The sequence below is a fragment of the Intestinirhabdus alba genome (genome assembly GCF_009711095.1).
GTDB lineage: Bacteria > Pseudomonadota > Gammaproteobacteria > Enterobacterales > Enterobacteriaceae > Intestinirhabdus > Intestinirhabdus alba.
The window spans coordinates 278,518-302,425 of record NZ_WMJZ01000001.1; the positions used below are offsets into that span (position 1 = coordinate 278,518).

At 60.2% G+C, this 23,908-nt stretch carries 19 protein-coding genes; 15 read left to right on the top strand and 4 right to left on the bottom strand.

Annotation, left to right across the window (positions count from 1 at the left end; translation table 11 throughout):
* The first annotated feature begins 69 nt into the window (after positions 1-69).
* Positions 70-276, top strand: coding sequence for a YbfA family protein (locus tag GJV78_RS01340; protein WP_155106618.1), 207 nt, complete (start codon positions 70-72; stop codon positions 274-276).
* 413 nt (positions 277-689) lie between these two features.
* Here the strand turns inward: GJV78_RS01340 and GJV78_RS01345 are convergent, their stop codons facing one another.
* Entirely contained in the window at positions 690-1,358 is a 669-nt protein-coding gene (locus GJV78_RS01345; protein ID WP_155106619.1) for a helix-turn-helix domain-containing protein, read from the bottom strand.
* Between the two features lie 316 nt (positions 1,359-1,674).
* Here GJV78_RS01345 and GJV78_RS01350 point away from each other — a divergent pair, with 316 nt between their 5' ends.
* The 7 genes from GJV78_RS01350 (at position 1,675) to phrB (ending at position 12,482) form a co-directional block, all read left to right on the top strand.
* A complete protein-coding gene (locus GJV78_RS01350) occupies positions 1,675-4,272 on the top strand; it encodes a phage tail protein (RefSeq protein WP_407929008.1) in 2,598 nt (865 codons plus the stop codon).
* 89 nt (positions 4,273-4,361) lie between these two features.
* On the top strand, positions 4,362-6,002 hold the full coding sequence (locus tag GJV78_RS01355; protein WP_155106621.1) for a TolC family outer membrane protein: 1,641 nt from the start codon (positions 4,362-4,364) through the stop codon (positions 6,000-6,002).
* Between the two features lie 13 nt (positions 6,003-6,015).
* Positions 6,016-8,166 carry a type I secretion system permease/ATPase gene (locus GJV78_RS01360; RefSeq protein ID WP_155106622.1) on the top strand — a complete coding sequence of 717 codons (2,151 nt, stop codon included), beginning with the start codon at positions 6,016-6,018 and terminating at the stop codon, positions 8,164-8,166.
* A 192-nt stretch (positions 8,167-8,358) separates the two neighbouring features.
* Positions 8,359-9,468: an HlyD family efflux transporter periplasmic adaptor subunit gene (locus tag GJV78_RS01365; protein WP_230979041.1), complete on the top strand. Its 1,110-nt coding sequence runs from the start codon at positions 8,359-8,361 to the stop codon at positions 9,466-9,468.
* A gap of 33 nt (positions 9,469-9,501) precedes the next feature.
* Positions 9,502-9,963, top strand: coding sequence for a phage tail assembly chaperone (locus tag GJV78_RS01370; protein WP_155106624.1), 462 nt, complete (start codon positions 9,502-9,504; stop codon positions 9,961-9,963).
* 115 nt (positions 9,964-10,078) lie between these two features.
* Positions 10,079-11,035 (top strand): YbgA family protein, encoded by a 957-nt coding sequence (locus tag GJV78_RS01375; protein ID WP_155106625.1) that lies wholly within the window; start codon positions 10,079-10,081, stop codon positions 11,033-11,035.
* A 22-nt stretch (positions 11,036-11,057) separates the two neighbouring features.
* On the top strand, positions 11,058-12,482 hold the full coding sequence (gene phrB, locus GJV78_RS01380; RefSeq protein ID WP_155106626.1) for a deoxyribodipyrimidine photo-lyase: 1,425 nt from the start codon (positions 11,058-11,060) through the stop codon (positions 12,480-12,482).
* A 9-nt stretch (positions 12,483-12,491) separates the two neighbouring features.
* On the opposite strand, the gene dtpD is transcribed toward phrB, so the two are convergent.
* Positions 12,492-13,973 carry a dipeptide permease DtpD gene (gene dtpD / locus GJV78_RS01385; RefSeq protein ID WP_155106627.1) on the bottom strand — a complete coding sequence of 494 codons (1,482 nt, stop codon included), beginning with the start codon at positions 13,971-13,973 and terminating at the stop codon, positions 12,492-12,494.
* Between the two features lie 334 nt (positions 13,974-14,307).
* Here dtpD and GJV78_RS01390 point away from each other — a divergent pair, with 334 nt between their 5' ends.
* The 7 genes from GJV78_RS01390 (at position 14,308) to nei (ending at position 20,609) form a co-directional block, all read left to right on the top strand.
* Positions 14,308-15,051, top strand: coding sequence for a type 2 GTP cyclohydrolase I (locus GJV78_RS01390; RefSeq protein WP_155106679.1), 744 nt, complete (start codon positions 14,308-14,310; stop codon positions 15,049-15,051).
* A 22-nt stretch (positions 15,052-15,073) separates the two neighbouring features.
* A complete protein-coding gene (gene pxpB, locus GJV78_RS01395; protein ID WP_167519303.1) occupies positions 15,074-15,730 on the top strand; it encodes a 5-oxoprolinase subunit PxpB in 657 nt (218 codons plus the stop codon).
* Positions 15,724-16,656: a 5-oxoprolinase subunit PxpC gene (pxpC, locus tag GJV78_RS01400; RefSeq protein ID WP_155106628.1), complete on the top strand. Its 933-nt coding sequence runs from the start codon at positions 15,724-15,726 to the stop codon at positions 16,654-16,656. Before pxpB ends, pxpC begins: the two co-directional genes overlap by 7 nt.
* Positions 16,646-17,380 (top strand): 5-oxoprolinase subunit PxpA, encoded by a 735-nt coding sequence (gene pxpA / locus GJV78_RS01405; RefSeq protein ID WP_155106629.1) that lies wholly within the window; start codon positions 16,646-16,648, stop codon positions 17,378-17,380. The genes pxpC and pxpA overlap by 11 nt, the downstream gene beginning before the upstream one ends.
* A 538-nt stretch (positions 17,381-17,918) precedes the next feature.
* Positions 17,919-18,644, top strand: a complete 726-nt coding sequence (locus GJV78_RS01410; RefSeq protein ID WP_155106630.1) for a DUF969 domain-containing protein — start codon at positions 17,919-17,921, stop codon at positions 18,642-18,644.
* Positions 18,641-19,636 (top strand): DUF979 domain-containing protein, encoded by a 996-nt coding sequence (locus GJV78_RS01415; protein ID WP_155106631.1) that lies wholly within the window; start codon positions 18,641-18,643, stop codon positions 19,634-19,636. The genes GJV78_RS01410 and GJV78_RS01415 overlap by 4 nt, the downstream gene beginning before the upstream one ends.
* Positions 19,637-19,817: 181 nt before the next feature.
* Positions 19,818-20,609, top strand: coding sequence for an endonuclease VIII (nei, locus tag GJV78_RS01420; RefSeq protein ID WP_155106632.1), 792 nt, complete (start codon positions 19,818-19,820; stop codon positions 20,607-20,609).
* Between the two features lie 16 nt (positions 20,610-20,625).
* Here nei and GJV78_RS01425 read toward each other — a convergent pair whose 3' ends face one another.
* Positions 20,626-21,681, bottom strand: coding sequence for an AbrB family transcriptional regulator (locus tag GJV78_RS01425; RefSeq protein ID WP_155106633.1), 1,056 nt, complete (start codon positions 21,679-21,681; stop codon positions 20,626-20,628).
* A 125-nt stretch (positions 21,682-21,806) separates the two neighbouring features.
* On the bottom strand, positions 21,807-23,090 hold the full coding sequence (gene gltA, locus GJV78_RS01430) for a citrate synthase (protein ID WP_155106634.1): 1,284 nt from the start codon (positions 23,088-23,090) through the stop codon (positions 21,807-21,809).
* Positions 23,091-23,908: the final 818 nt, after the last annotated feature.

Consider the following 23,908-nt stretch of genomic DNA (forward strand, 5'->3'; position numbering starts at 1 on the left):
ACTCTTTTCGGCAGATAACCAGCTTCAATTTACCGGTGCACTTCACCGAACAGATAAGGGGAGAAAGGTATGGAACTTTACAAAGACTATCCGCTGCACGTGGTTCTGCTGCGCCGTACTTTTGCCGTGCTGGCTGGCGTACTGGCGCTGCCGGTGATGCTGTTCTGGAAGGATCGCGCGCGTTTTTATAGCTATCTGCACCGGGTCTGGAGCAAGACCAGCGATAAGCCGGTGTGGATGGAGCAGGCTGAAAAGGCCACCTGCGACTTCTATTAGGCTGTATTCTTTAATCATCCGGGCATGTCGGGTAAGCCTCCCGGACAAGACGCGGGCCACCCCGGTTAAGAAAAATAGTCTGAGCCAGAAAACCGCCAATAATCCATTGGCGGTTTTTTTTATCTGTAGATCCTGCCGGCTCCATCGTTTTTGCACCTGAATCTCCAGCTCAGAGGTTCTGTAAAGAGAAGCGCGTGTTAAAGACGCTGATTGAACGAGAATGCACGCAGCGGGAAAGCGGCTTTACGCTGGCCGGGTGAACAAACGCGCCGTAACGTTTCAGGTTGTTACGGGGAGCAGCCTTCGTTCTACTGTCCGGGCGTCAATCCTTCAAAAAATAGCGGGTGCCTGTCAGGGCATGACCGCCACAAAGGAAAAGCCCCCGACGGCCTGGGGGCGGTGTAGAGTTCAGATCAGTGGCGCTCTTTGCTGTTTGCATAGCGTCGCGGCGCTATGTTTCCTTCACCGGGCACCCGAATTGACTTGAGATAGAGTGACAGAACGGAAAGCGATTTGCGTGTGTTGGGCATCCCCATTTTTTTCATCAGATTGTATTTGTGGCTACTGATGGTTTTGTAGTTCCTGTTCTTGATGCGTGAGATCTCGGAAACGGTAAACCCGTCGGAGAGCATCATCAGGATCTGCGACTCCAGTCCGGTTAGCTGCGGCTTTAGCGACAGCTTATTTTCGTTATGATCGTGGAGGAGGACATCTACAATAACAGGATGCAGTTCTTTTAAAGAAATATTTCGCCGCAGATAAACGCAACTTATATTAAATACTGATTGTGAAATGCTCCTCAGCATCGTATCGCATAAAATAAGTAAATTCTTACAGTTATTTTTCTTCATGCGGTTTTTAAGGTAAATTACATCGTCGTAAGTAATATCATTCTCATCTATTGCCGCAATAGTAAGAAAATCATTACTCCCCTCCTCTATATCGCTGAAACGTTTGTAAAAGACAATTTTACTGTAAAACAAGTAATCAAGTAGCGATGCTATGCCCAGTGATGTGTATTGGCAGGTTCCGACAATAATTATCCTGTTGGTATTCTTTGTTCCCATGGTTACCCCATCCATAGTAGTCGTTTATCTCGGCAGGATGAGGTTATAATGATTTTTAAGAATTTCTCTACAGTGAAAGTCAAATTTTCGAACGAAAAAGAGAATTTTCCTGATAAAGACCAGGAAAATTCCGAATGAGAAAAACATCTAACTCATTGATATTACTGGTTTGATGAAGCGTGGCTACAGGTAAACTAAATGCTTTCTTAATTAACCTACCCTATGTGTTATTTGGGGAATTATTCGATTATTCTTATTACCGGCCTGGGTCAGGCCATTTCTATTCGTGGGGAATAAACTTTTATAAAAGGGGTGAGGCTATATGCGAAAAATGGAAATTATAAATGCCGCAGGGAAAAACATGGAAGTGGCTGCTGGACAAAAACATATAAAGATCTCTCAAGTGGGGACGACAGTGAAAGTCGCACTGTCGAAGAAGATGATTAGCGGTGCACAGAAGGATAAGGACAATCTTATCCTTCTGCAAAAAGATGGCACTAAATTTATCGTGGAGGATTTTTTTAAAACGGAAGGTGGTGTAAAGAACAAGCTGATTCTTGAAGAGGGCGGAAAAGCCTGGGAAGCCAATTACAATGCTGAACATTTTGCCGGACTCTCCTTTGTGCCGGTAAAGGCTGCCGACGAGCGCCCCGCGCCTGAAGCCGAGGGCGAGGTCAGCACCGCCGTATGGCTGGTGCCGCTGGTCGCCGTCGCCGCGGCCGGACTCGGCGTTGCCGTTTATAACCATAACAATAGCGACTCCCACAGCAGCAAGCACAGTGGAGACAGCAAAGAAAAGCAGGCGCTGGACCAGGCGCAAAACGCTACGGTCGCCAAAGAGAGCGAGCTGGCGCAGGCGCAGGACGCTCTGTCTGAAGCGATGAAAGCGATGCAGGATGACCCGACCGCCGCGACCATCGGTGCGGTCGAGGAGGCCACTGCGACGCTTAAGAAAGCGCAGGAGGCTCTTAATGACGCCAACGCCAGGCTGAAGAGCGCCGTTGACGCCGCGAAGGTGTTGGGCATCGATACCGCCGCAGCGGAAAAAACCTATGCCCAGGCCGCAGCGGACAGCGCTAATGCTGACGCTCTGCTGGTGCAGGCGGGCGAGCTGGCGAATACCGCCGTCATTTTAACCGCAGAGGGTGCCAACGCGGCCGAAGCGCAGGTGGCAAAGGCGCTGGAGAGTACCAGCACGGCCGTGGATATTGCCAATAAGCAGCCTGCGGCTGACGCCATTGACGACGCAAAGGCGAAGCTGGCCGCGTCCGGCCAGAGCCTGCAGGCCCTGGCGGCGCAAATCGATCTGCTGACCCAGCAGATCGCCTTCGCGCAGCAGGAGGGGATCAACGTTACCCAGGCCTCTGCCCGTCTGAAGGCGCTGCAGGAGCAGTATGCTAAAGACAGCGCCCTGAACGACGCGCTGGCCGATTCCATCGCTCAGGCCGAGCAGAGCGTGCTGGATCTGGAAACGGCCTACAAGGCCGTGGAAGACGCAGAGGCCGCGTTGAAGGTAGCGATAGAGCAGAAGGCGCAGGCGGAAGACGCTCTGACGGCGGCGCTGGCGCTGAAAGCGGAGGTGCTGAAGGACAACCGGACCGATCGCATTGAGGAAGTGAACAAGGCGATTGAGGAGGCGAACCTGACGCTGATCGGCGCGCGTCAGGCGATGGAGGCGGCCAACGCCGCGGTGGCAAAGGCCAACGCCGACGTGGATAACATTAATCCTGCGGTTGACGCCGCGCTTAAGCCGCAGAAGGTCACGCCGATCGATGTGGATGCTGTGCAGCCTATCGATAAAGGCGTACAGCTGGCTGAACAAGCGACCATTGGCGAAGCTATTGGCACCTTTGTCAACGGCATAGGCGACTCCGCTGCCAAAGTGTGGGACGAAGTCATCAATTCAAAGCCGCTTGAGTTTTTACACTCCGCCGCGAGTGGAATTATATCGGGCATCGACTCCGTTCTGAACGTTCTGGGTACATTCGTCAGCGGTGGGGCCAGCGCCATTGTATCGGTGGTCAGCGCGCTCGGTTTCTTTATTACCGAGCCGTTTGCGTGGGCTGCGAAAGAGGTGGGGGTCATCTGGAACAAAATTACAGAGATACCGGGCGGCGCGGTTAACGTACTCTTTGAAGCCGCTGACGCCATATTCTCCGGCATCGGTAAGGGGATCTCCGACGCCCTGCAGGGGATGACCCTGCTTGACTATATAAACCCGACGAAGTGGGTGGGCATTGTGGCGGATGTCGTTGGCGGCGTTATTAGTAATGTTGCTTCCAATGTCTGGAAGGTGATTTCAGATATTCCGGGGAAAATCCTGGATTACTTTGTGGACGGGTTTACCCAGATAGGCGGCGTCTGGGATGATGCGTGGGCGCTTAAGGGCCAGGTATTCCAGGATACAATTAACGACGTATTTAAAACGCTGTACGAATCTTTTATCAAGAATCCGCTGGAAAAAATTGTCGCACCGATAATGGATACCATCAAGGGTCTGATGAGCAATCCTTTTGAGTCGCTGGAGAAGCTGGGCTCGGATATCCTCGACGTCATTAACAGCGGCATTGACGTCATTAAAAGCGCTCTCGCTCTGCCCGGTAAATGGTTCACAGGTTTCGTTGATTTAATCAAAACCGTTCTGGAATCTTTCGCGGACGGTAAGGTGACCAACGGCGACGGCAGCGAGCTTCAGGAGATGCTGCAGACATTGCTCAACAAGCAAACGTCTGACGGCTCGACGGAGGTGAAAGCGCTGCTGAAATCTCACGACGCAAGCGGCGAGATTAACTTAAGCAAGCTGGTGCCTGAAACAGCGGAGAGTAAGGGTGCTCCGCTGGCGGATCATCAGCCAGCCTCTTCAGTCACAAATTATCATTCACCTTCAGCAGCCGACGAGATGTACTCGTCGCTTCCGGTTGCTGCGTAATATCAGGAAACGCGCGCTCTTACAGAGCGCGCGAACACCTCTTTTACCCAGTAAGTTTCGTTCTGAACCGATCATGAGAATTAGCCTTCATGAACAGACGCTATTTGCCGCTGGCCACGCTGCTGCTGGCCGCGATTGCCGCGACGCAGGCTTCGGAAAGTCATGGCGCAGAGCTGATATGGCCCGTCACCTTTGACGAGCCAGGCCCAGAGCCAGAAGCCGCGCCGCCCGCCGTCCAACCGGCGACGCCCGCAGCGCCTGCGCCGCGCGTCGCCTCCGGGACGAAGAGCCAGCGTCGCGAAAGCCCGTCGGCTTTTCTGAACCGTAAACGCGCCGACTCTCTGCCCGCCGTGGCCGGGGCGACAAAGCCCGACAAACCTCCGCGCCCCGCCGGGAAGAGCGGCGCGCTCTTTGCGGTCGATGGCGGTAATACCGCTACCCCGATCGCCGCTAAACAGGAAACGCCGCGCCTTCAGGCCGCACCCGCGGTTCGCGACCCCGGCAGGTCGTCGCGCGGCGCGGCCGTCTCCCTGGGCGACGCGGTCAGGCTGGCGATGAAGTGGCACCCCACCATCAAACGCGCGGAGCGCGAGTATGCGCAAAGCAAGGCGTCGATCGAGGAGGCGAAGGCCGGCTGGTATCCCACCCTGAGCGCGAGGGTCAAATCGGGCATCGAGCAGGACAGCTACCGGCGGGACAATGAGAAATCCAACACCCTGTCGCTTAACGCCAGCCAGATGATTTATGACTTTGGCAAAACCAGCAGCAAGGTTGAACTGGCCGATGCCACCACCCACCGCTCGGGCTTTTCGCTGGATAAAAGCATTAACGATATTGCTTATGAGGCCGCCAGCGCCTTTCTCCAGGCGATTCGCTATCAGCAGATGGTGGAAGTCGCCCGTGGGCAGGTGCAGGGGATTAGCGCCATCAACGCGCTGGCGCAAAGGCGCGCGAAGCTGGGCGCGAGCGCGGAGTCTGATTATTCGCAGTCAAAGGTAAGGCTGGCCGCCGCCGAGGCGCAGCTGCATGAATATGAAGCGCAGGCCTGGCGCTGGAACTCAGCGCTCGACAGCCTCGTCAACCGGCCGCTTTCCGGCGCTCTGCAGCGGGAGTTTCCCCAGGGAATGGACGCCGCCTGCCAGCGCGTGGATATCCATCATCTGACCTCGCCGGCCATCGCCCTGGCGGAGGCGCAAATAAAGATGGCGAAAGAGCAGGTGAAGGCGTTCAGGGCGGAGTACTACCCGACCATCTCCGTCAACCCGACCTGGGAGTATGAGCTGGAAAACCGCAGCGACAGCCGCGGCAACCGGGCCAGTAAGGGTGAGTGGGGCATTTTTCTTAACGTCAGCGCGCCGCTGTATGAGGGCGGGGCGCGCCTGTCGCGTACTCAGCAGGCGGAGCGGGCGTTACAGGCGTCCCAGTTCAATCTGGACGCGGAAAAAACGGAGGCCCGACGCAAGATCGTTGAGGCCAGCAGCCAGATCGCCAGCCTGCACGAAAGCCTCAGCGCCCGCCGGGTGCGTGAAAAAGAGTCGATCCGCACCCGCGATCTCTACCGGCTGCAGTATCTGGAACTGGGCAACCGTTCTTTCTCCGATCTGCTCAGCGCGGAGTCAGAAATTCACCAGACCAGAATGGAAATTCTGAATGGTCAGTTTACCGTCGCAACGCTGTCCCTCGACTGTCTTTACACCTCGGGAAACCTGGTGAGCTATTTTACTGAATAAGGAATGCCTCCGTATGGATTTCGACAACGCCGCCGTCGCGCCCGATTACCAGCAGGATCGGCCGGTGGACTACTTCTACTATGAGCTATGGAAAGAGGCGGTAGTACAAATCGCCCACCACTACCGGCTGGATATTTCTGAACAAAACATTCTTATCGCCGCCCGCTGGTGCAATGAGAGCGAAAAAGATGACGTGCTGAGAGCGATGGCGAAACAGGCCGGGCTGATGATGAAGATCACGCCGATCGGTCAGTTCACCTTCAGCAGCTGGCTGCTGCCGGTCATTGTTGAAATGCGCGACGGCCGCTTTGCGCTGATTAAAAATATTGAAAACGATCGGGATGTGATCTGCGCCTATGCCGATGAGCAGGGGCTGCTGACTACCTTAAGCTACGACGAGCTGCAGCAGAACGCGCTGCGCGTTATCCTGCTGCGTCCGCTGAAAAACGTCGCCGATCCCCGGGTCGATGACTATATTCGCCCGGTTGAGAGGCACTGGGCCTGGCAGATTATCTTCCAGGATATGCGCCCCTACTATTACGTGATTCTCGGCTCGCTGTTTATCAACCTTCTTGGCCTGGCGGGCATTACCTATTCCATGCAAACCTACGACAGGATCATTCCCGCCCAGTCCTGGCCGACGCTGTGGGTGCTCTTTTCCGGTGTGGTGCTGGCCTTTATCTTCGATCTGACGCTGCGCCTGATGCGCTACAGCGTGATTGATATCGTGGGCAAGCGCGCCGATCTGCGGATGGCCGACCGGGTGTTTGGCCGCGTGCTGCGCATTCACTCGGCGCACCGGCCCCAGTCCACCGGCACTTTTATTTCGCAAATCCGCGAGCTGGACCAGGTGCGGGAGATGATCACCTCCTCCACCGTCGTCGCGATGGCGGATCTGCCGTTTTTCTTTCTGTTTTTGCTGGTGATTTATCTGCTGGGCGGAATGCTGTTTCTGGTTCCGCTGGCCGGGATGATCCTGATGGTGCTGCCGGGCTTTTTGTGTCAGAAAAAGCTGGCGCTACTGGCCCGCAGCGCCATGCGGGAGTCGAACCTGCGCAGCGCCATGCTGGTGGAGAGCATCCAGGGGCTGGACGACATCAAGTCCCTGCAGGCGGAGTACCGCTTTCAGCAGCAGTGGCTGAACTATAGCGCCACAACCGCCAGCAGTAGCCTCGATCTGAAGCATCTTACCCATAAGCTCACCTCGTGGTCCTATCTGATCCAGAACGCCGTGTTCGTCTGCGTGGTGGCGGCGGGAACGCCGCTGGCGATGAGCGGCGAGCTTTCCACCGGGGCGCTGGTGGCCTCCTCGATCTTAAGCTCGCGGATGATGGCACCCGTCGCCCAGATTGCCAATATTCTGACCCGCTGGCAGCAGACGAAGGTGGCTATTGCCGGGCTGGACAGCATTATGGCGCTGCCGACCGATGAGTTAAGCAGCGGCAGGCGGGTACATAAGCCCTTTCTGCACGGCGGCTTCGTGCTCACCGATGCCGATTTTCGCCACCATGCCTCCAGCCGGCAGAGCGTCCTGCATATTGATTCGCTGACCATTCGCCCCGGTGAAAGGATCGCCCTGCTGGGGCGCAACGGCTCGGGGAAATCGTCGCTGCTCAACGCCCTGGCTGGCAATATGCTCTGCACTAACGGCTCGATTGTGCTGGACAACATTCGTCTGAACAACATCGATCCGGCGGATCTGCACCGCGATATCGGCCTGCTGACCCAGCGCTCGCGCCTGTTCCACGGCTCGATCCGCGAAAATTTAACCCTCGGAATGCCGCTGGCCAGCGACGGCGAGCTGGTAGCCGCGCTGGAGAAAACCGGGGCCCTCTCCTTTATCAATCAGCTGCCCGACGGCCTTGACCACCTTATCGCGGAGGGGGGAATCGGTCTCTCCGGCGGCCAGCAGCAGGCGCTGTTGCTTAGCCGCCTGATCCTGCGCGACCCGTCGATCGTTCTGCTCGATGAGCCCACCGCGGCGATGGATGAAGAGACAGAGGCCGAGTTTATTCGCCGCATGAAGCCATGGCTGGCCGGAAGAACGGTACTGATTGCCACCCATCGCAAAAAGGTTCTGGAACTGACCGAAAGAACGATCGTGCTGTCGCAGGGGAGAATCGTCATTGACGCCCCGCGGGAACAGCTGATCGACTCGCTTTAGCAGAAGGCGTACTGAATGGAAAAGGCAAAAAAATTAACTCTGCGCCAGCTATGGCGAACGGCGGGCAACGCGCTGGACTTTACCCGCCGCATTATCCTGCAGCATAAAAGCGATCCGTCGGATACGATCCTTGACGGCGGGCTGACCTTTGGCGGCCCCGGCGAGCTGACCCTGAGCGGCGCGAAGCGCATCATGCTGTGCATTCTCGGCTTTCTGCTGCTGTTTGCGCTTTGGGCCTCGCTGTTCAGCATCGACGAGGTCACCAAGGGCAACGGCAGAGTGATCCCCAGCTCCCGTGAACAGCTGATCCAGTCGCTGGACGGCGGCGTCCTGCAGCAGCTCAACGTCAGAGAAGGACAGATCGTGCTGGCGGGAGAGGTGCTGGCGCAGCTGGACAGCGTGCGCACCACCTCCAGCCTGGAGGAGCATGAGGCGAAATACCGCGCCCTGCTGGCGCAGCAGGCGCGGCTCAGCGCCGAAGGCAACGGCCAGGCGCTGGCGTTTTCACCCGAGCTGGACGGATACCCGGAGCTGATCGCGGCGGAAACCCGGCTCTACACCTCGCGCAAAAGCCAGTTTGAGGATTCTATCAAAAATATCAACGACGCCCGCAGGCTGATTGATAACGAGCTGTCCATCAACTCGCGGCTGGCCAGGGAGGGGGCGTCCAGCACCGTGGACGTGATCCGCCTGAAGCGCCAGCTGGTGGAGCTGAACATGAAGGAAGAGGAGCTGCGCGGCAACTACCGTCTGCGCTCGCGGGAGGAGCTGGCGAAAGTCACCGCCGAAATCGCCTCGCTGAAGCACGCCCTGCGCGGCCGCTCCGATATGGTGGCGAAATCGACGCTGCGCTCGTCGGTGCGCGGCATCGTAAAGGATATACAGAACCATACCGTCGGCGGCGTCATCCCGCCAAACGGCGTGCTGATGCATATCGTGCCCCTTGACGACACCCTGCTGATAGAGGCGCAGATCCAGCCCCGCGATATCGCCTTTATTCATCCGGGGCAGAAGGCGAAGGTGAAAATTACCGCCTATGACTATGCGATTTACGGCGGGCTGGACGGCAGGGTGGTCACCATCTCGCCGGATACCATCAAAGATGAGCGCAAGCCGGATCTGGTCTATTACCGGGTGCTGATCAGAACCAGCAGCGATCATCTGCTGACCAAAAACCAGCACAAGCTGTTTATTTCTCCGGGGATGGTGGCCTCCGTGGATATTGTCACCGGCAATAAAACGGTCGCCAGCTACCTGATTAAACCCTTCAACAAAATCAACGAAGCCCTGCGGGAAAGATAATCGCCCCGCAATGACGATATTAAGGACAAAAAAATGAGCAAAGCATTAAAAGAGATCGCCATCGGTGAAAAAGCGCTGACCGTCGTGCAGCTGGACCCGTGGCAGCGGCTGGCGTTTGTTGCCGATCTGCAGAAGGACTTTCTGGCACCGCTGCTGAAAAACGCCGAGTCCAGCGACCTGAACGCGCTTTTCACCCGCGACGGCAACGGCGGAGTTGATGTTCTGGCGCTGATCTCGGCCTTTACCAGCGCGATTGACGGCCAGCGGCTGGAAAAATGGACCCGCCGCATCCTGACGGACGGAATGGTGATCTACACCCGCCCCGACGGTCAGCGGGCAAAGCTTAGCTTCGGCGAGCTGAATAAATTTTTCAGCCACCCTGCGCATATCGTTCTGCTGTTAAAAGAGGCTATCGTCTGGAATCTGGCGGACCTTAACGAGCTGGTTGGCACCCTGGTGCCTAAAAAGGCGGCATCGGTCGCTGAGGCCAGCTAAGGCTGTGTCTCTGAACCGTTCGTGAGCGTCGACGCCACGCCCGGTTAAAGGACACAGCCTAAGGAGCTTTTGCGCGCGACGGCTACACTTATCACAAAAGAGATAAGGAGTAGCCATGAGCGAAAAAATTCCCGTAGGCATCAGCGCCTGCCTGACCGGAGAAGCGGTACGCTTTGACGGCGGCCATAAGCGGCTGGCTTTTGCCGTTGAAACGCTGTCGCCGTGGGTGACATTTACCCCGGTCTGTCCGGAGATGGCCATCGGCCTGCCGGTGCCGCGCCCGGCGCTGCGGCTGGTGAAAGCCGACGACGGAGCTATCGTCCTGCGCTACAGCGACGGGCGGGCAGGCGATCTTACCGGGGCGATGAACGACTTCAGCGCGCGCCGGGTCGCCGGCCTTGAGCATCTGTGCGGCTATATCGTCTGCGCCAAATCCCCCAGCTGCGGCATGGAGCGGGTGCGGATCTATGAGTCCGGGAGTAACAACAACCGCAAGGCCGGGCGCGGCCTCTACACCCGGCGGCTAATGGAGACCTTCCCCTGGCTGCCGGTGGAGGAGGACGGGCGGCTGCACGATCCGCAGATCCGCGAAAACTTTGTTGAGCGGATCTACGCCCTGCACGAGCTGAACGGCGTCCGCCAGCGCGGGCTGTCGCGCGGCGCGCTGCTCGACTATCACAGCCGCTACAAGCTGCTGCTGCTGGCCCACTCCCAGCCGGCCTACCGCGAGCTGGGACGCTTTGTGGCGGCGGTCCACGAATGGGACAGCCTGGAGGCGTTTTTTATCGACTATCGCCAGCGGCTGATGGACCTGCTCTCCCACCACGCCACCCGGCGGAACCACACCAACGTGCTGATGCACGTGCAGGGCTATTTCCGCGACCGGCTCAATGCCCGCCAGCGCCAGGAGCTGACGACCCTCATCGACGGCTACCGGCGGGCGACCCAGCCGCTGCTGGCACCGATAACGCTTCTCAAACACTATATGGCGGAATACCCGGACGCCTGGCTCTCCGGGCAGCGCTATTTCGATCCCTGGCCCGAAGCCCTGAGTCTGCGCTACGGTAGCTAAATCTTTTTTATCCAGGAGCATTATGACCACCCATCTGGTCTGGTTTCGCCGCGACTTACGTCTGCACGATAATCTTGCCCTCGCCGCCGCCTGCCGCAGCGAGGGCGCACGGGTGCTGGCGCTGTTTATCGCCACGCCGGCGCAGTGGGCGGCCCATGAGATGGCCCCGCGGCAGGCGGCGCTGATCGCCGCCCGGCTGAACGCGCTGCAGGCCGGGCTGGCGGAGAAGGGTATTCCGCTGCTGTTTTATGAGGTGCCGGACTTTGCCGCCAGCGTGGAGACGCTGGGTCGTGTCTGCCGGGAGCAGGCGGTCAGCCGCCTGTTTTATAACTATGAATATGAGCTGAATGAGCGACGGCGGGACGCGGCGGTAGAGCGCACCCTCGGCGAGGTGGTGTGCGAAGGCTTTGACGACGGCACGATCCTGCCGCCGGGCGCGGTGCTGACCGGCAGCGGCAAGATGTATAAAGTGTTCACCCCGTTTAAAAACGCCTGGCTGAGGCGTCTGCAGGAGGAGATGCCCGACTGCGTGGCGGCCCCCGCTGTGCGCAGGGGCGGAGCGCTGACCTCCGCGCTGACGCCCGTCGTCCTTCGCTATCCGCAGCAGGATTTTGACGAAGCGCTGTTCCCGACCCAGGAGGCCGGGGCAATAGCCCGGCTGCGGCAGTTCTGTCAGCGCGGGGCGCAAGAGTATGCGCAGCGCCGCGATCTTCCGGCGGAGGAGGGCACCAGCCGCCTCTCCGCCAGCCTGGCCATCGGCACTCTGTCGCCGCGCCAGTGCCTGCACCGACTGCTGGCGGAGCAGCCTGCGGCGCTGGAGGGCGGGGCGGGAAGCGTCTGGCTGAACGAGCTTATCTGGCGGGAATTTTATCGGCATCTGATCGTCTGGTATCCGGCGCTGTGTCGGCATCAGCCGTTTCTTTCCTGGACCGACGGCGTCGGCTGGCGGGACAATCCGCAGCATCTGCGGGCGTGGCAGGAGGGCAACACCGGCTATCCCATTGTCGACGCCGCTATGCGCCAGATGAACGCCACCGGGTGGATGCATAACCGCCTGCGCATGATTACCGCCAGCTTTCTGGTTAAAGATCTGCTGATCGACTGGCGGCAGGGAGAGCGCTACTTTATGTCGCAGCTGATTGACGGCGACTTCGCCGCTAACAACGGCGGCTGGCAGTGGGCTGCCTCAACCGGCACCGACGCCGCGCCCTATTTCCGTATTTTTAACCCAACCACCCAGGGCGAAAAATTCGACCGCGACGGGCAGTTTATTCGCCGCTGGCTTCCGGAGCTGCGCGAAGTGCCGGGAAAGGCGATTCACCAGCCGTGGCGCTGGGCGAGCCGGGCCGGCGTCACCCTCGACTACCCGCCGCCGATCGTCGATCACCCGCAGGCCCGGGCGGCAACCCTGGCGGCCTGGGAGGCGGCGCGCAAAGGCCGGGGCTAGCGGAAGCTCTCAGGATGCCGGAGCCAGAGGGTGCCTGCGGTAGCGGAGCGCCTGATACAGCCAAATCAGCAGCGCCAGCGCCACGCAGCCCAGCGCCCCCCATGCGATCTCGCTAAACACTCCGATATAAGCGTTAATGGAATAACCGATGGCCCCGGCGGCGTCGAAAGCGCTCTGGGAGGTCTGGTCGGCGATTACGCCCGCCAGATAGTTGGCGATCGCCCCGGAGAGCAGCATATAAATGCCGGTTAATACGCCGGTAACGCCCGGGATCTCAATGCGCGTAATTTGCGACATGGCCACCGGATCGATAAACAGCTCGGCAAAGCCCATCACCGCCAGGCCTGCGATCATCAGCGGCATTGAGGAGTGGCCGTAGGCGGCGGACCAGCGGGCGCTCAGGGTCAGGATGCAGAAGCCGGCGCTCATCAGGCCGAGGCCGAGGGCGAATTTTCCCCAGATACGCACGCTGCGGTTGCCCCCGGCGCGCCCTTTGACCAGCCAGGCCAGCACCACGCCGCACAGCATGACGGCAAAGGCGTTAACCGACTGGAACATGGCGGTCGGCACCGAATAGCCGAACATATCGCGGTTGACGAAGCGGTCGATATAGAGGCTGATGGAGCTGCCGCCCTGCTGGGCAAAGGCCCAGAACAGCAGGCTGAAGGCCGTCAGCGTGACGATAAGCCCCAGCGCTTTGCGCTGTTGCGGGGTCTGGGCCTGACGAAAAATTTTTACCAGCACCGCCAGGCCAATCGCCGTGGCGACGATAAGCGCATAGACGGCCCACTCCTGCCAGAAAAGTACGGTGACCAGCAGCGGTGCCGCCACCAGCAGCACCAGCAGCCAGCCCCAGTTGGGCAGCGCAGCGGTTCTGGCGCGCAGCGCCGCCCGGTTCACGCCGGCGGTGTGGGCGAAGTGTCGCTTGCCGCACAGGAAGATAATCAGCCCGGCCACCATGCCGATGGCCGCCAGCGCAAAGCCCATCGCCCAGCTGTACTCCTCCTGCACATAGCCGCAGGCGATGGGGGCGACGATGGAGCCAATATTGCCCGCCGCGTACAGCAGCGAGAAGCCGCCGTCGCGGCGCGGATCGTCCGGCTGATACAGCTCCCCCAGCAGGCAGCTGATGTTGGATTTGAACAGGCCGTAGCCGCAGACGATAATCGCCAGCGACAGATAGAGAAAGGTCGGCGCGATCTCGCTGGCCCCCAGCACCAGGTGGCCGAGGGCCATCAGAAACGCCCCCAGCATGACCGCCATGCGGTTGCCAAGCAGCTTATCCGCGAGGAAGCCGCCGAGGATCGGCGTGACGTACACCAGCGAGCAGTAGGCGCTGAACAGCCCATAGGCGTGGGCGTCATCGTAGTGGAGCCGGTTGGTGAGATAGAGGATCAGCAGGGCGCGCATGCCGTAAAAGCTGAAATATTCCCAAATCTGAAGCGCGACGACGTAATAGATGGCGCGCGGCTGAGAGGCTTGCTTATTCATGGTTTTTCCGGGGTAGCCGTCTCGCGCCCGGCGGGGATGTCCGCCGGGCGTGGAGTGCCTTAAGGTTAAAATCTTGATGCAGATCGAATTATCTATGCAATATGCTTTCTGTTTGCATAAATATACATGAAATGTCCCATGAGTGACCCACTCATTCACCTTCTGAAAGGTTGCGATTGTTTCTTAATGTGTCGAAGAATTAACGGATGACGAACCGGCAGGGTGACGCTATGTTAGGCAGTGTTCCCTGGTTAAGGGGAGGCGGCGCGAGCGCGCACCGTTAAGGAACGCAGCCTGACTAACGCGCAGATTTCTTAATTAAGGGGAGGCGATGATGAAAAACACCGAGCTGGAAAAACTGATCGATGACAAACTGAACGGCGCGGCGATAAGTGACTATGCGCCGAACGGCCTGCAGGTTGAGGGCAAAGAGACGGTGCGCAAAATCGTCACCGGCGTGACCGCAAGCCAGGCGCTGCTGGATGAAGCGGTGCGCCTGCAGGCGGATGCGGTCATCGTTCATCATGGCTATTTCTGGAAGGGGGAGTCGCCGGTGATTCGCGGTATGAAGCGCCGTCGTCTGAAGACCCTGTTGACCCACGATATTAATCTCTACGGCTGGCATCTGCCGCTGGACGCCCACCCTGAGCTGGGCAATAACGCCCGGCTGGCGGCGCTGCTTGGCATCACCGTAATGGGCGAAATTGAACCGCTGGTGCCGTGGGGCGAGCTGCTGATGCCGGTTCCTGGCTCGGAGCTGGCCTCGTGGATCGAGGCACGCCTTGGCCGCAAGCCGCTGTGGTGCGGTGATACCGGGCCGGAGATCGTTCGCCGCGTGGCCTGGTGTACCGGCGGCGGCCAGAGCTTTATCGACAGCGCGGCGCGCTTCGGCGTTGACGCCTTTATTAGCGGCGAACTCTCCGAGCAGACCATCCATTCGGCCCGGGAGCAGGGGCTACATTTTTATGCCGCCGGACATCACGCCACCGAGCGCGGCGGCATCCGCGCCCTCAGCGAGTGGCTGAATGAAACCACCGATCTGGACGTGACCTTTATCGATATTCCCAATCCCGCATAACTTATTAGCCAAAGGGGGAGATGTGCAGCGAGCGCGTTGTTATCTGTTAGGTGAAACGGCGGTGGTACTGGAGCTGGAGCCGCCCGTCACGCTGGCGAGCCAGAAACGTATCTGGGGGCTGGCCCGGCGTCTGGTCGATATGCCGGATGTGGTTGAGGCCATTCCAGGGATGAACAATATTACGGTGATTCTGCGCGAGCCGCAGACCCTGGCGCTGGATGCGCTTGAGCGCCTGCAGCGCTGGTGGGAGGAGAGCGAGGCGCTGGAGCCGGACTCCCGGTCGATCGACATTCCGGTTATTTATGGCAACGAGGCGGGGCCGGATCTGGCGGAAGTGGCCCGGCACAGCGGCCTGAGCGAAAGACAGGCGGTGGAGCTGCATTCGTCGGTGGATTACGTGGTCTGGTTTTTAGGCTTTCAGCCCGGCTTTCCCTATCTCGGCAGCCTGCCGGAGCGGCTGCACACCCCAAGACGCGCGGAGCCGCGGCTGCAGGTCCCCGCCGGCTCCGTTGGCATCGGCGGATCGCAAACCGGCGTCTATCCGCTGGCAACGCCGGGAGGCTGGCAGCTGATCGGCCGTACGACGCTCCGGCTGTTCGATCCCCGGCGGGACGAGCCGGTTCTGCTGCGCCCGGGAGACAGCGTGCGCTTTGTGCCGCAGAAGGAGGGGGTATGCTGACGATTTTACGTGCGGGGATCTGCACCACCGTCCAGGACGGCGGCCGCCACGGCCTGCGCCAGTCGGGGATCGGCCGCTGCGGCGCGCTGGACCAACCGGCGCTGAATATCGCTAACCTGCTGGTGGGTAATGACGCCAACGCTCCGGCGCTGGAGATCACCCTCGGACAGCTGAGCGTGGAGTTCGCGGCCGACGGCTGGTTTGCCCTGACCGGCGCAGACTGCGAAGCGCAGCTCGACGACCGCGCGGTGTGGACCGGCTGGCGGCTGCCGGTGCGGGCAGGCCAGCGGCTGACCCTGCAGCGGCCGCTGCGCGGTATGCGCAGCTATCTGGCGGTGGCGGGCGGCATTGAGGTGCCGTCGATACTGGGGTCGTACAGCACCGATCTGAAGGTTGGCATCGGCGGGCTGGACGGGCGGCCGCTGAAGGAGGGCGACCGGCTGACTACGGGCCGGCCTGCCCGGCAGTTTACCGGCGCGCAGGGGGTCAGGCAGCTGCTGTGGGGTAACCATATTCGCGCTCTGCCGGGGCCGGAGTACCACGAGTTCGACCCGGTTTCGCAGGAGGCGTTCTGGCGTTCGCCCTGGCATCTCAGCCCCCAGAGCAACCGGATGGGCTACCGCCTGCAGGGACAGCCGCTGGTTCGGGTTACCGGACGCGAGATGCTGTCGCACGGGCTGCTTCCCGGCGTGGTGCAGGTGCCGCATAACGGCCAGCCCATCGTGCTGATGAACGACGCCCAGACCACCGGCGGCTATCCGCGCATCGCCTGCATCATCGAGGCGGATATGTACCACCTGGCGCAGATCCCCCTCGGACAGCCGATTCACTTTGTGCTGTGCTCGCTGGACGAGGCGCTTCAGGCGCGTCGCGAGCGGCAGCGCTATCTGGAACAGCTCATATGGCGACTCAACAATGAACATTGACCTTAATGCCGACCTGGGAGAGGGCTGCGCCAGCGATAGCGAACTGCTGCGGCTGGTCTCCTCTGCCAATATCGCCTGCGGATTTCACGCGGGGGATGCGCAAACCATGCGGGCCTGCGTGCGCGAGGCGCTGAAAAACGGGGTGGCGATTGGCGCACATCCCGGCTTTGCGGACCGGGAAAATTTTGGCCGCGTCGCCATGACGCTGCCTCCGGCGACCATCTACGCCCAGACCCTGTATCAGCTGGGCGCGCTGGCGGCTATCGCCGGCGCGGAGGGGGGCAGAATGCGGCACGTTAAGCCTCATGGGATGCTTTATAACCAGGCGGCGCGGGAGCCGGAGCTTGCCGACGCCATCGCGCAGGCGGTGCGCGCCTGCGATCCGGCGCTGGTGCTGGTGGGGCTGGCGGGCAGCGAGCTGATTCGGGCGGGCGAACGCCACGGCCTGGCGACCCGCCAGGAGGTCTTTGCCGATCGCGGCTACCGGGCCGACGGCAGCCTGGTGCCGCGCACCCAGCCGGGGGCGCTGATCGCCGAAGAGGAGCGGGCGCTGGCCCAGACCCTGGAGATGGTGCAGACGGGAAAAGTAAAAAGCATCACCGGCGAATGGGCACCGGTGGTGGCGCAGACGGTCTGCATTCACGGCGACGGCGAGCACGCACTCGCTTTCGCCCGCCGCCTGCGCGCCGCCTTTAACGCGCACGGCATTACCGTTACGGCATAATTCCGCACTCAGCCTCCGCAGAGAGGCCGCGGTGACACTCCCCCCAAACGGCCCGACAGCCTTCGCGAAGGAGCGGCCACGTTCCTCACGGCTCTTCGGCCGCCTGCCTCACTAAGCGGCCGGGAGCGAAAAAGGCCAGCGCGCGGTATGACGGGGATATACCCTAAATAATTCGAGTTGCATGACAAAACGCAGCGCGTTTTGAACAGCCCCCGGGCTGGCCCCGAAGGGGTGAGGCCCTCAGGCCGAATCACGCGGCAAGCGAGCAACAAATTCGTCAGGAACGAATTTGCCCGACCGCAGGTCGCCTGCGGTGAGGGACAGGGATGTCCCTCATTCATCCTCGGGAGTATAGCGAACTATGTGACCGGGGTGAGCGACAAATCTGCCTGGAGCAGATTTGAACGCTGCGCAGCGGCGGCCCGTCAGGGCGAGTCTCATGGATGAGACGAGTAACCAGAAGCCAACGCACATGCAGCTTGAAGTATGACGGGGATAAACAACACAACGGAACACAACAACGAACAGGAGTGAACTTATGGGAGAGGTCGTATCTCTCTGGCCGCTGACGGGTATCGCCGTCATCGTGGTCGGATTTCTATTACGCTTTAATCCGGTGCTGGTGGTGATTGTCGCCGGGATCGTCACGGGGCTGGCGGCGCAGATGCCCATCGCCACGATCCTCGAAAAGCTGGGCGAAGGATTTCTTAATACCCGCAATCTGCCGTTTATTCTGCTGATCCCGCTGGCGGTGATTGGCCTGCTGGAACGTCACGGCCTGAAGGAGCGCGCCCAGGCGTGGATAGCGAAAATTCACAGCGCCACCGCCGGCCGCCTGCTGGTGGTCTATCTTTTTGCGCGCGAGATGACGGCGGCGCTGGGGCTGACCAGCCTCGGCGGCCACCCGCAGATGGTGCGTCCGCTGCTGGCACCGATGGCGGAAGGCGCGGCGGAAAAACATCATGGCCCGCTGCCCGGCGCGGTGCGCTACCGGCTGCGGGCTATGTCGGCCGCCACCGACAACGTGGGGCTGTTTTTTGGCGAGGATATCTTTGTCGCCTTCGGCGCGATCATTTTTATGCATAACTTTATGCTGGAGTCGGGGGGTATTCAGACCGAGCCGCTGCATATCGCCCTGTGGGGGATCCCGACGGCCGCCTGCGCCTTTTTGATCCACGGCGCGCGGCTGTGGCGGCTGGATCGCTATCTGCAGCGCGAGCTGGCGAAAACGCCCGCCGCCGCGGTGAAAGGAGAGACGCTATGAATTTTCAGCAAAGCTATCTCTACTGGCTGGCGGGCGTCATATTACTGATTGTGGCGGTAATGTCCTGGCGGGATAGGGCCAACCCGCGACGCCTGACCACCGGCCTGTTCTGGGGCATCTATGGCCTGTTGTTTCTGCTCGGCGACTGGGCCTGTTCGCTTGTGGGCGACAGGCGGACGATGAATATCGCCGTCGGCGCGGCGGTGGTCCTGTTGGCGCTGATCGCCGGTTTCGGCGGCGTGAGGCTGGGCAGCTACCATCAGCGCACTCGCGAGCAGCGGGAGGAGAGCGCCCTTCGGCTGGGCAACCGGCTGTTTTATCCGGCGCTGGCGATCCCGGTGGTTACCGTGATCGGCGTGCTGCTGTTTAACCATCTTCCGGGCCTGCAGAGCGCGCTGTTCGGACCGGGCAATCACGCCACCCTGGTCACCCTGTTTTCGATGACCGCCGGGACGCTGATTGGCCTTGGGATGGCGGTTAACATCACCCGTGAGCGGGTGCATCAGCCCATTCAGGAGGCGCGCCGGCTGCTGGACGCCATCGGCTGGGCCTTTATTCTGCCGCAGATCCTCGCCACCCTCGGGCTGCTGTTTACCGCGGCGGGCGTCGGCAGCGGCATCGCCTGGCTTACCCAGACGTACCTCGCCGTCGACAGCCGCTTTATCGCGGTGGTGGTGTACGTGGTCGGCATGGCGCTGTTGACGATGGTGATGGGCAACGCTTTTGCCGCCTTCCCGATCGTGACGGCGGGCATCGGTATACCGATTCTGGTGCTGCAGCACGGCGGCAACCCGGCGGTGATGGCGGCGGTCGGCATGTTTTCCGGCTACTGCGGTACGCTGATGACGCCGATGGCGGCGAACTACAACATTGTTCCCGCCGCGCTGCTGGAGCTGCCGGATAAAAATGCGGTTATCAAAGCGCAGGCTCCCACCGGCGCGCTGCTGCTGCTGGTTAATATCTTCCTGATGTACTTCCTGATGTTCGCGTAGCCCCGGGGTTTTACGGGCGGTTAACCCCTCGTGGGAAGTGGTCTGCCGTGCCGGGAGAGGCTATTATTGGCTCTCTCCGGCGGTGATACGCGCGGGGTGATTCTCTTGGGCCATTGACGCCTGTCGCCGACCAACCTCAGCGTACCGCTGTCGGCGCAGTTTATGAATGAAGGATACAAAGATGCCTGAAGGTCCTGAAATCCGCCGCGCGGCGGATAACCTGGAGGCGGCGATCGTAGGTAAACCGTTGACCGACGTCTGGTTTGCCTTTGCGCAGTTAAAGGTCTACGAATCTCAGCTGACTGGCCAGAGCGTCAGCCGCATAGAGACCAGGGGGAAAGCGTTGCTGACCCACTTCTCCGGCGGGCTGACCCTCTACAGCCACAATCAGCTCTACGGCGTATGGCGGGTCATTGACACCGGCGAACCCCCGCAGACCACGCGGGTGCTGCGCGTCAGGCTGCAGGCCGCCGATAAAACCATCCTGCTGTACAGCGCCTCCGATATTGAAATATTGACCCCTGAGCAGCTGGCCGTCCATCCGTTTCTGCTGCGGGTGGGGCCGGACGTGCTCGATCCGCAGCTGACGGCGGAGGCGGTGAAAGCGCGGCTACTGTCACCGCGCTTTCGCAACCGGCAGTTTTCCGGGCTGCTGCTCGATCAGGCGTTTCTCGCCGGGCTGGGCAACTATCTGCGGGTGGAGATCCTCTGGCAGGTGGGGCTGAACGGGGCGCACAAGGCGAAGGATCTCAGCGCGCCGCAGCTGGAGGCGCTCTCCCACGCGCTGCTGGATCTGCCGCGCCTCTCTTATAGTACCCGTGGTCAGGTGGATGAAAACAAGCACCACGGGGCGCTGTTTCGCTTCAGGGTATTTCATCGCGACGGCGAAGCCTGCGAGCGCTGCGGCGGGGTCATTGAGAAGACCACGCTCTCCTCGCGGCCCTTTTACTGGTGTCCGGGCTGTCAGGGCTGATTTGGCCCGCTGGCGCTCAGCCGACCGCCCGGGGTTTACTTTTCGCCGCGCGGGTGGAAAGAAAGCGGGCGATCGCCGGGCCGGTCAGCAGAATGCTGAACAGGCGCAGGGTCTGCATTGCCATAATCAGCGCCATATCGCCCCTGCTGTCGGCGGCGATCGCCGCCACGGTGTCCAGCCCGCCGGGGCTGGTGGCGAGCCAGGCGCTCATAAAATCGATCTGCATATAGCGGGCGAGGCCCCAGGCCATCGCCGCACAGACGGCCATCAGGAAGAGAATCGACAGCAGGATCTGCGGTAGCGGGCGGAGCGCCACAAAAAGAACCTGTCGATCGAATCCCAGCCCGATACGCCAGCCGATGGCAATATAAGCTATCGCCAGCAGCCACTCCGGTATCTCAATCACCATAATGCCGCCCGCGTGCAGCAGCGCGCCCGCCAGCATGGGGGCCAGCATCGCACCGGAGGGAATGCGCAGCAGGCGTCCGGCGATACCGGCGACCGCGGCCAGCAGCAGGGTGTCGAGCAGGTTAAGGCTGAGCGGTGGAAACCAGACGATTGGCTGGCTGACCGCTTCGCCGCCGCCGGGGAGCAGCCGGGCCACCAGCGCCGCCGCCGCCGCGACGCACAGCACCCGCAGATACTGCATAAAGGCCACCAGGCGAATGTCGGCACCGTAATCCTGCGCCATGGCCACCATCGCCGCCGCGCCGCCGGGCGAGGAGCCCCACGCGCCGGTGCTGCCGGGCAGCGCGCTGTAGCGCACCAGCAGCCAGCCGGCCGCCGCGCCGGAGAGCAGCGTTACCAGCAGAACGGCGAGTACCACCGGCCAGTTGACCGCCAGGGTGGTGACTATCGAACCGGTCAGGTGTTGGGCTATCATGCAGCCGAGTATGGCCTGGGCGGCGAGGAACGCCTGGCGGGGAAGGACGAGCTTTATCCCCTTCAGGCTGAACAGGATCCCGGCGAGCATCGGGCCGAGCAGCAGCGCCGCCGGGAGATGAAGCTGGAGAAAGAGCAGGGAAAGCAGAACGGATGCCAGAAACAGTAGCCCCCACCGTAAAACGACCATCCTTAGCTCCCTGCGTAATCGTGACGAAAACGCAGTAAAACACAGAGAAAGGCGGAGGATGTTAACGAAGGTCAAAAAAAGCGCAGGGTAAGCTGCCGGAGGGACGCGCCATCCGGCAGCAGAGATTACCGCTTGATATTTGATGTAAAGTCGCGCTGCGCGTAGCCGGTATACAGCTGGCGCGGACGGGCGATCTTCATCCCTTCGCTGTGCATTTCGTTCCAGTGGGCGATCCAGCCTACGGTGCGCGCCATAGCAAAGATCACCGTGAACATGGAGGAGGGAATGCCCATCGCTTTCAGAATGATGCCGGAGTAGAAGTCGACGTTCGGATAGAGTTTCTTCTCGATAAAGTAGGGGTCGTTCAGGGCGATATGCTCCAGCTCCAGGGCCACTTCCAGCAGATCGTCTTTGCTGCCCAGCTCCTTCAGCACCTCATGGCAGGTTTCGCGCATGACGGTGGCGCGCGGATCATAGTTTTTGTACACGCGGTGGCCAAAGCCCATCAGGCGGAAAGAGTCATTTTTGTCCTTCGCGCGGCGGACAAATTCCGGGATGTGCTTAACGGAGCTGATCTCCACCAGCATCTTGAGGGCCGCCTCGTTAGCACCGCCGTGCGCCGGTCCCCACAGGGAGGCGATCCCCGCCGCGATACAGGCGAACGGGTTCGCCCCGGAGGAGCCGGCGGTACGCACGGTGGAGGTCGAGGCGTTCTGCTCGTGGTCTGCGTGCAGGATCAGAATGCGATCCATCGCCCGCTCCAGCACAGGGTTCACCTCATACTCTTCGCACGGGGTGGAGAACATCATATTGAGGAAGTTACCGGCATAGGAGAGATCGTTGCGCGGGTAGACGAACGGCTGGCCGATGGAGTATTTGTAGCACATCGCCGCCATGGTTGGCATTTTGGAGAGCAGGCGGAAGGCGGCGATTTCACGGTGGCGCGGGTTGTTGACGTCCAGCGAATCGTGATAGAAGGCCGCCAGCGCGCCGGTGATCCCGCACATTACCGCCATCGGGTGCGAATCGCGGCGAAAAGCGTGGAACAGGCGGGTAATTTGCTCGTGGATCATGGTGTGGCGGGTGACCGTGGTTCTGAACTCGTCGTACTCTTCCCTGGTCGGTTTTTCGCCGTACAGCAGGATATAGCACACTTCCAGATAGCTGGATTCGGTCGCCAGTTGGTCAATCGGAAAGCCGCGATGCAGCAAAATACCTTCGTCGCCGTCAATAAAGGTGATTTTGGATTCGCAGGATGCGGTAGAGGTAAAACCGGGGTCAAAGGTAAACATCCCTTTTGAACCCAGACTGCGAATATCAATAACGTCCTGTCCGAGCGTGCCCTTTAGCACATCCAGTTCAATAGCCGCATCATCATTCAGGATGAGCTTTGCTTTTGTATCAGCCATTTACGGTCTCCTTAGCGCCTTGTTGCCTGAGACTGCCGGAAGTTAGATTTGCTTCCTGCACGCCGACCTTCACCCCGACACCGCGTCGGTTGTGCGCTGAAAAAACCGGGCGCAGAGAACCGCCTGCGTTTCCGGAAATATCATCGCCGCCGCGTTAATGCCGCATGAATGACGTTGTGTATGCACGATCGACCGTTATCCGTCTGTGTCTGGCTCCGCTCTGCAGAAGACAAAGAAAAGCAGGGTACAGAGCAATGGGCGCTGGCAGATAACCCCTTCCTGTTTCAGGCCGCGTGGACGCTGGTGTTATTCGATCTCTCGCCTCGTCCCCGGCGGGCAGGGTAAACGCGGTGTAAAACGGCTGGCGTTATCTCCTGCCACCTGAGCTGTTCAGGGGGTAAAACGGTCAACTATGTTCATTAAGCAACAAATCAACAACTTAGCAATCAGAATTTTTTAACCTGTCTAACACTAATAACTGTCATGGAGAGATGGGTCAAGACCTCGATACTGTTTACTTACCAGGCAACGGAGTGCCTGACGTCCCGATCTTTCGCCGAAGGCGGCCCACGGGTGGTTAAGTTTACCGCTGGCGCAGGGGAGTTCACCCGGCGCGAGGTTCGGCCCGATCGCTTCCTTTTTACACGCGGTTTACAGCGCGTGACGTCCTCTCCGATCCCATGGCATCCTGCATTGCCGCTGGCGTGCAGCGTAAACTTAACGCCCCGGATGGTTAAAGAGTGACCCCATAACTTTTATGTATTATATGCTCTGCCTGGCGTTGTTTGTAACGATTTTGTTGAATGATTGTCAAATTA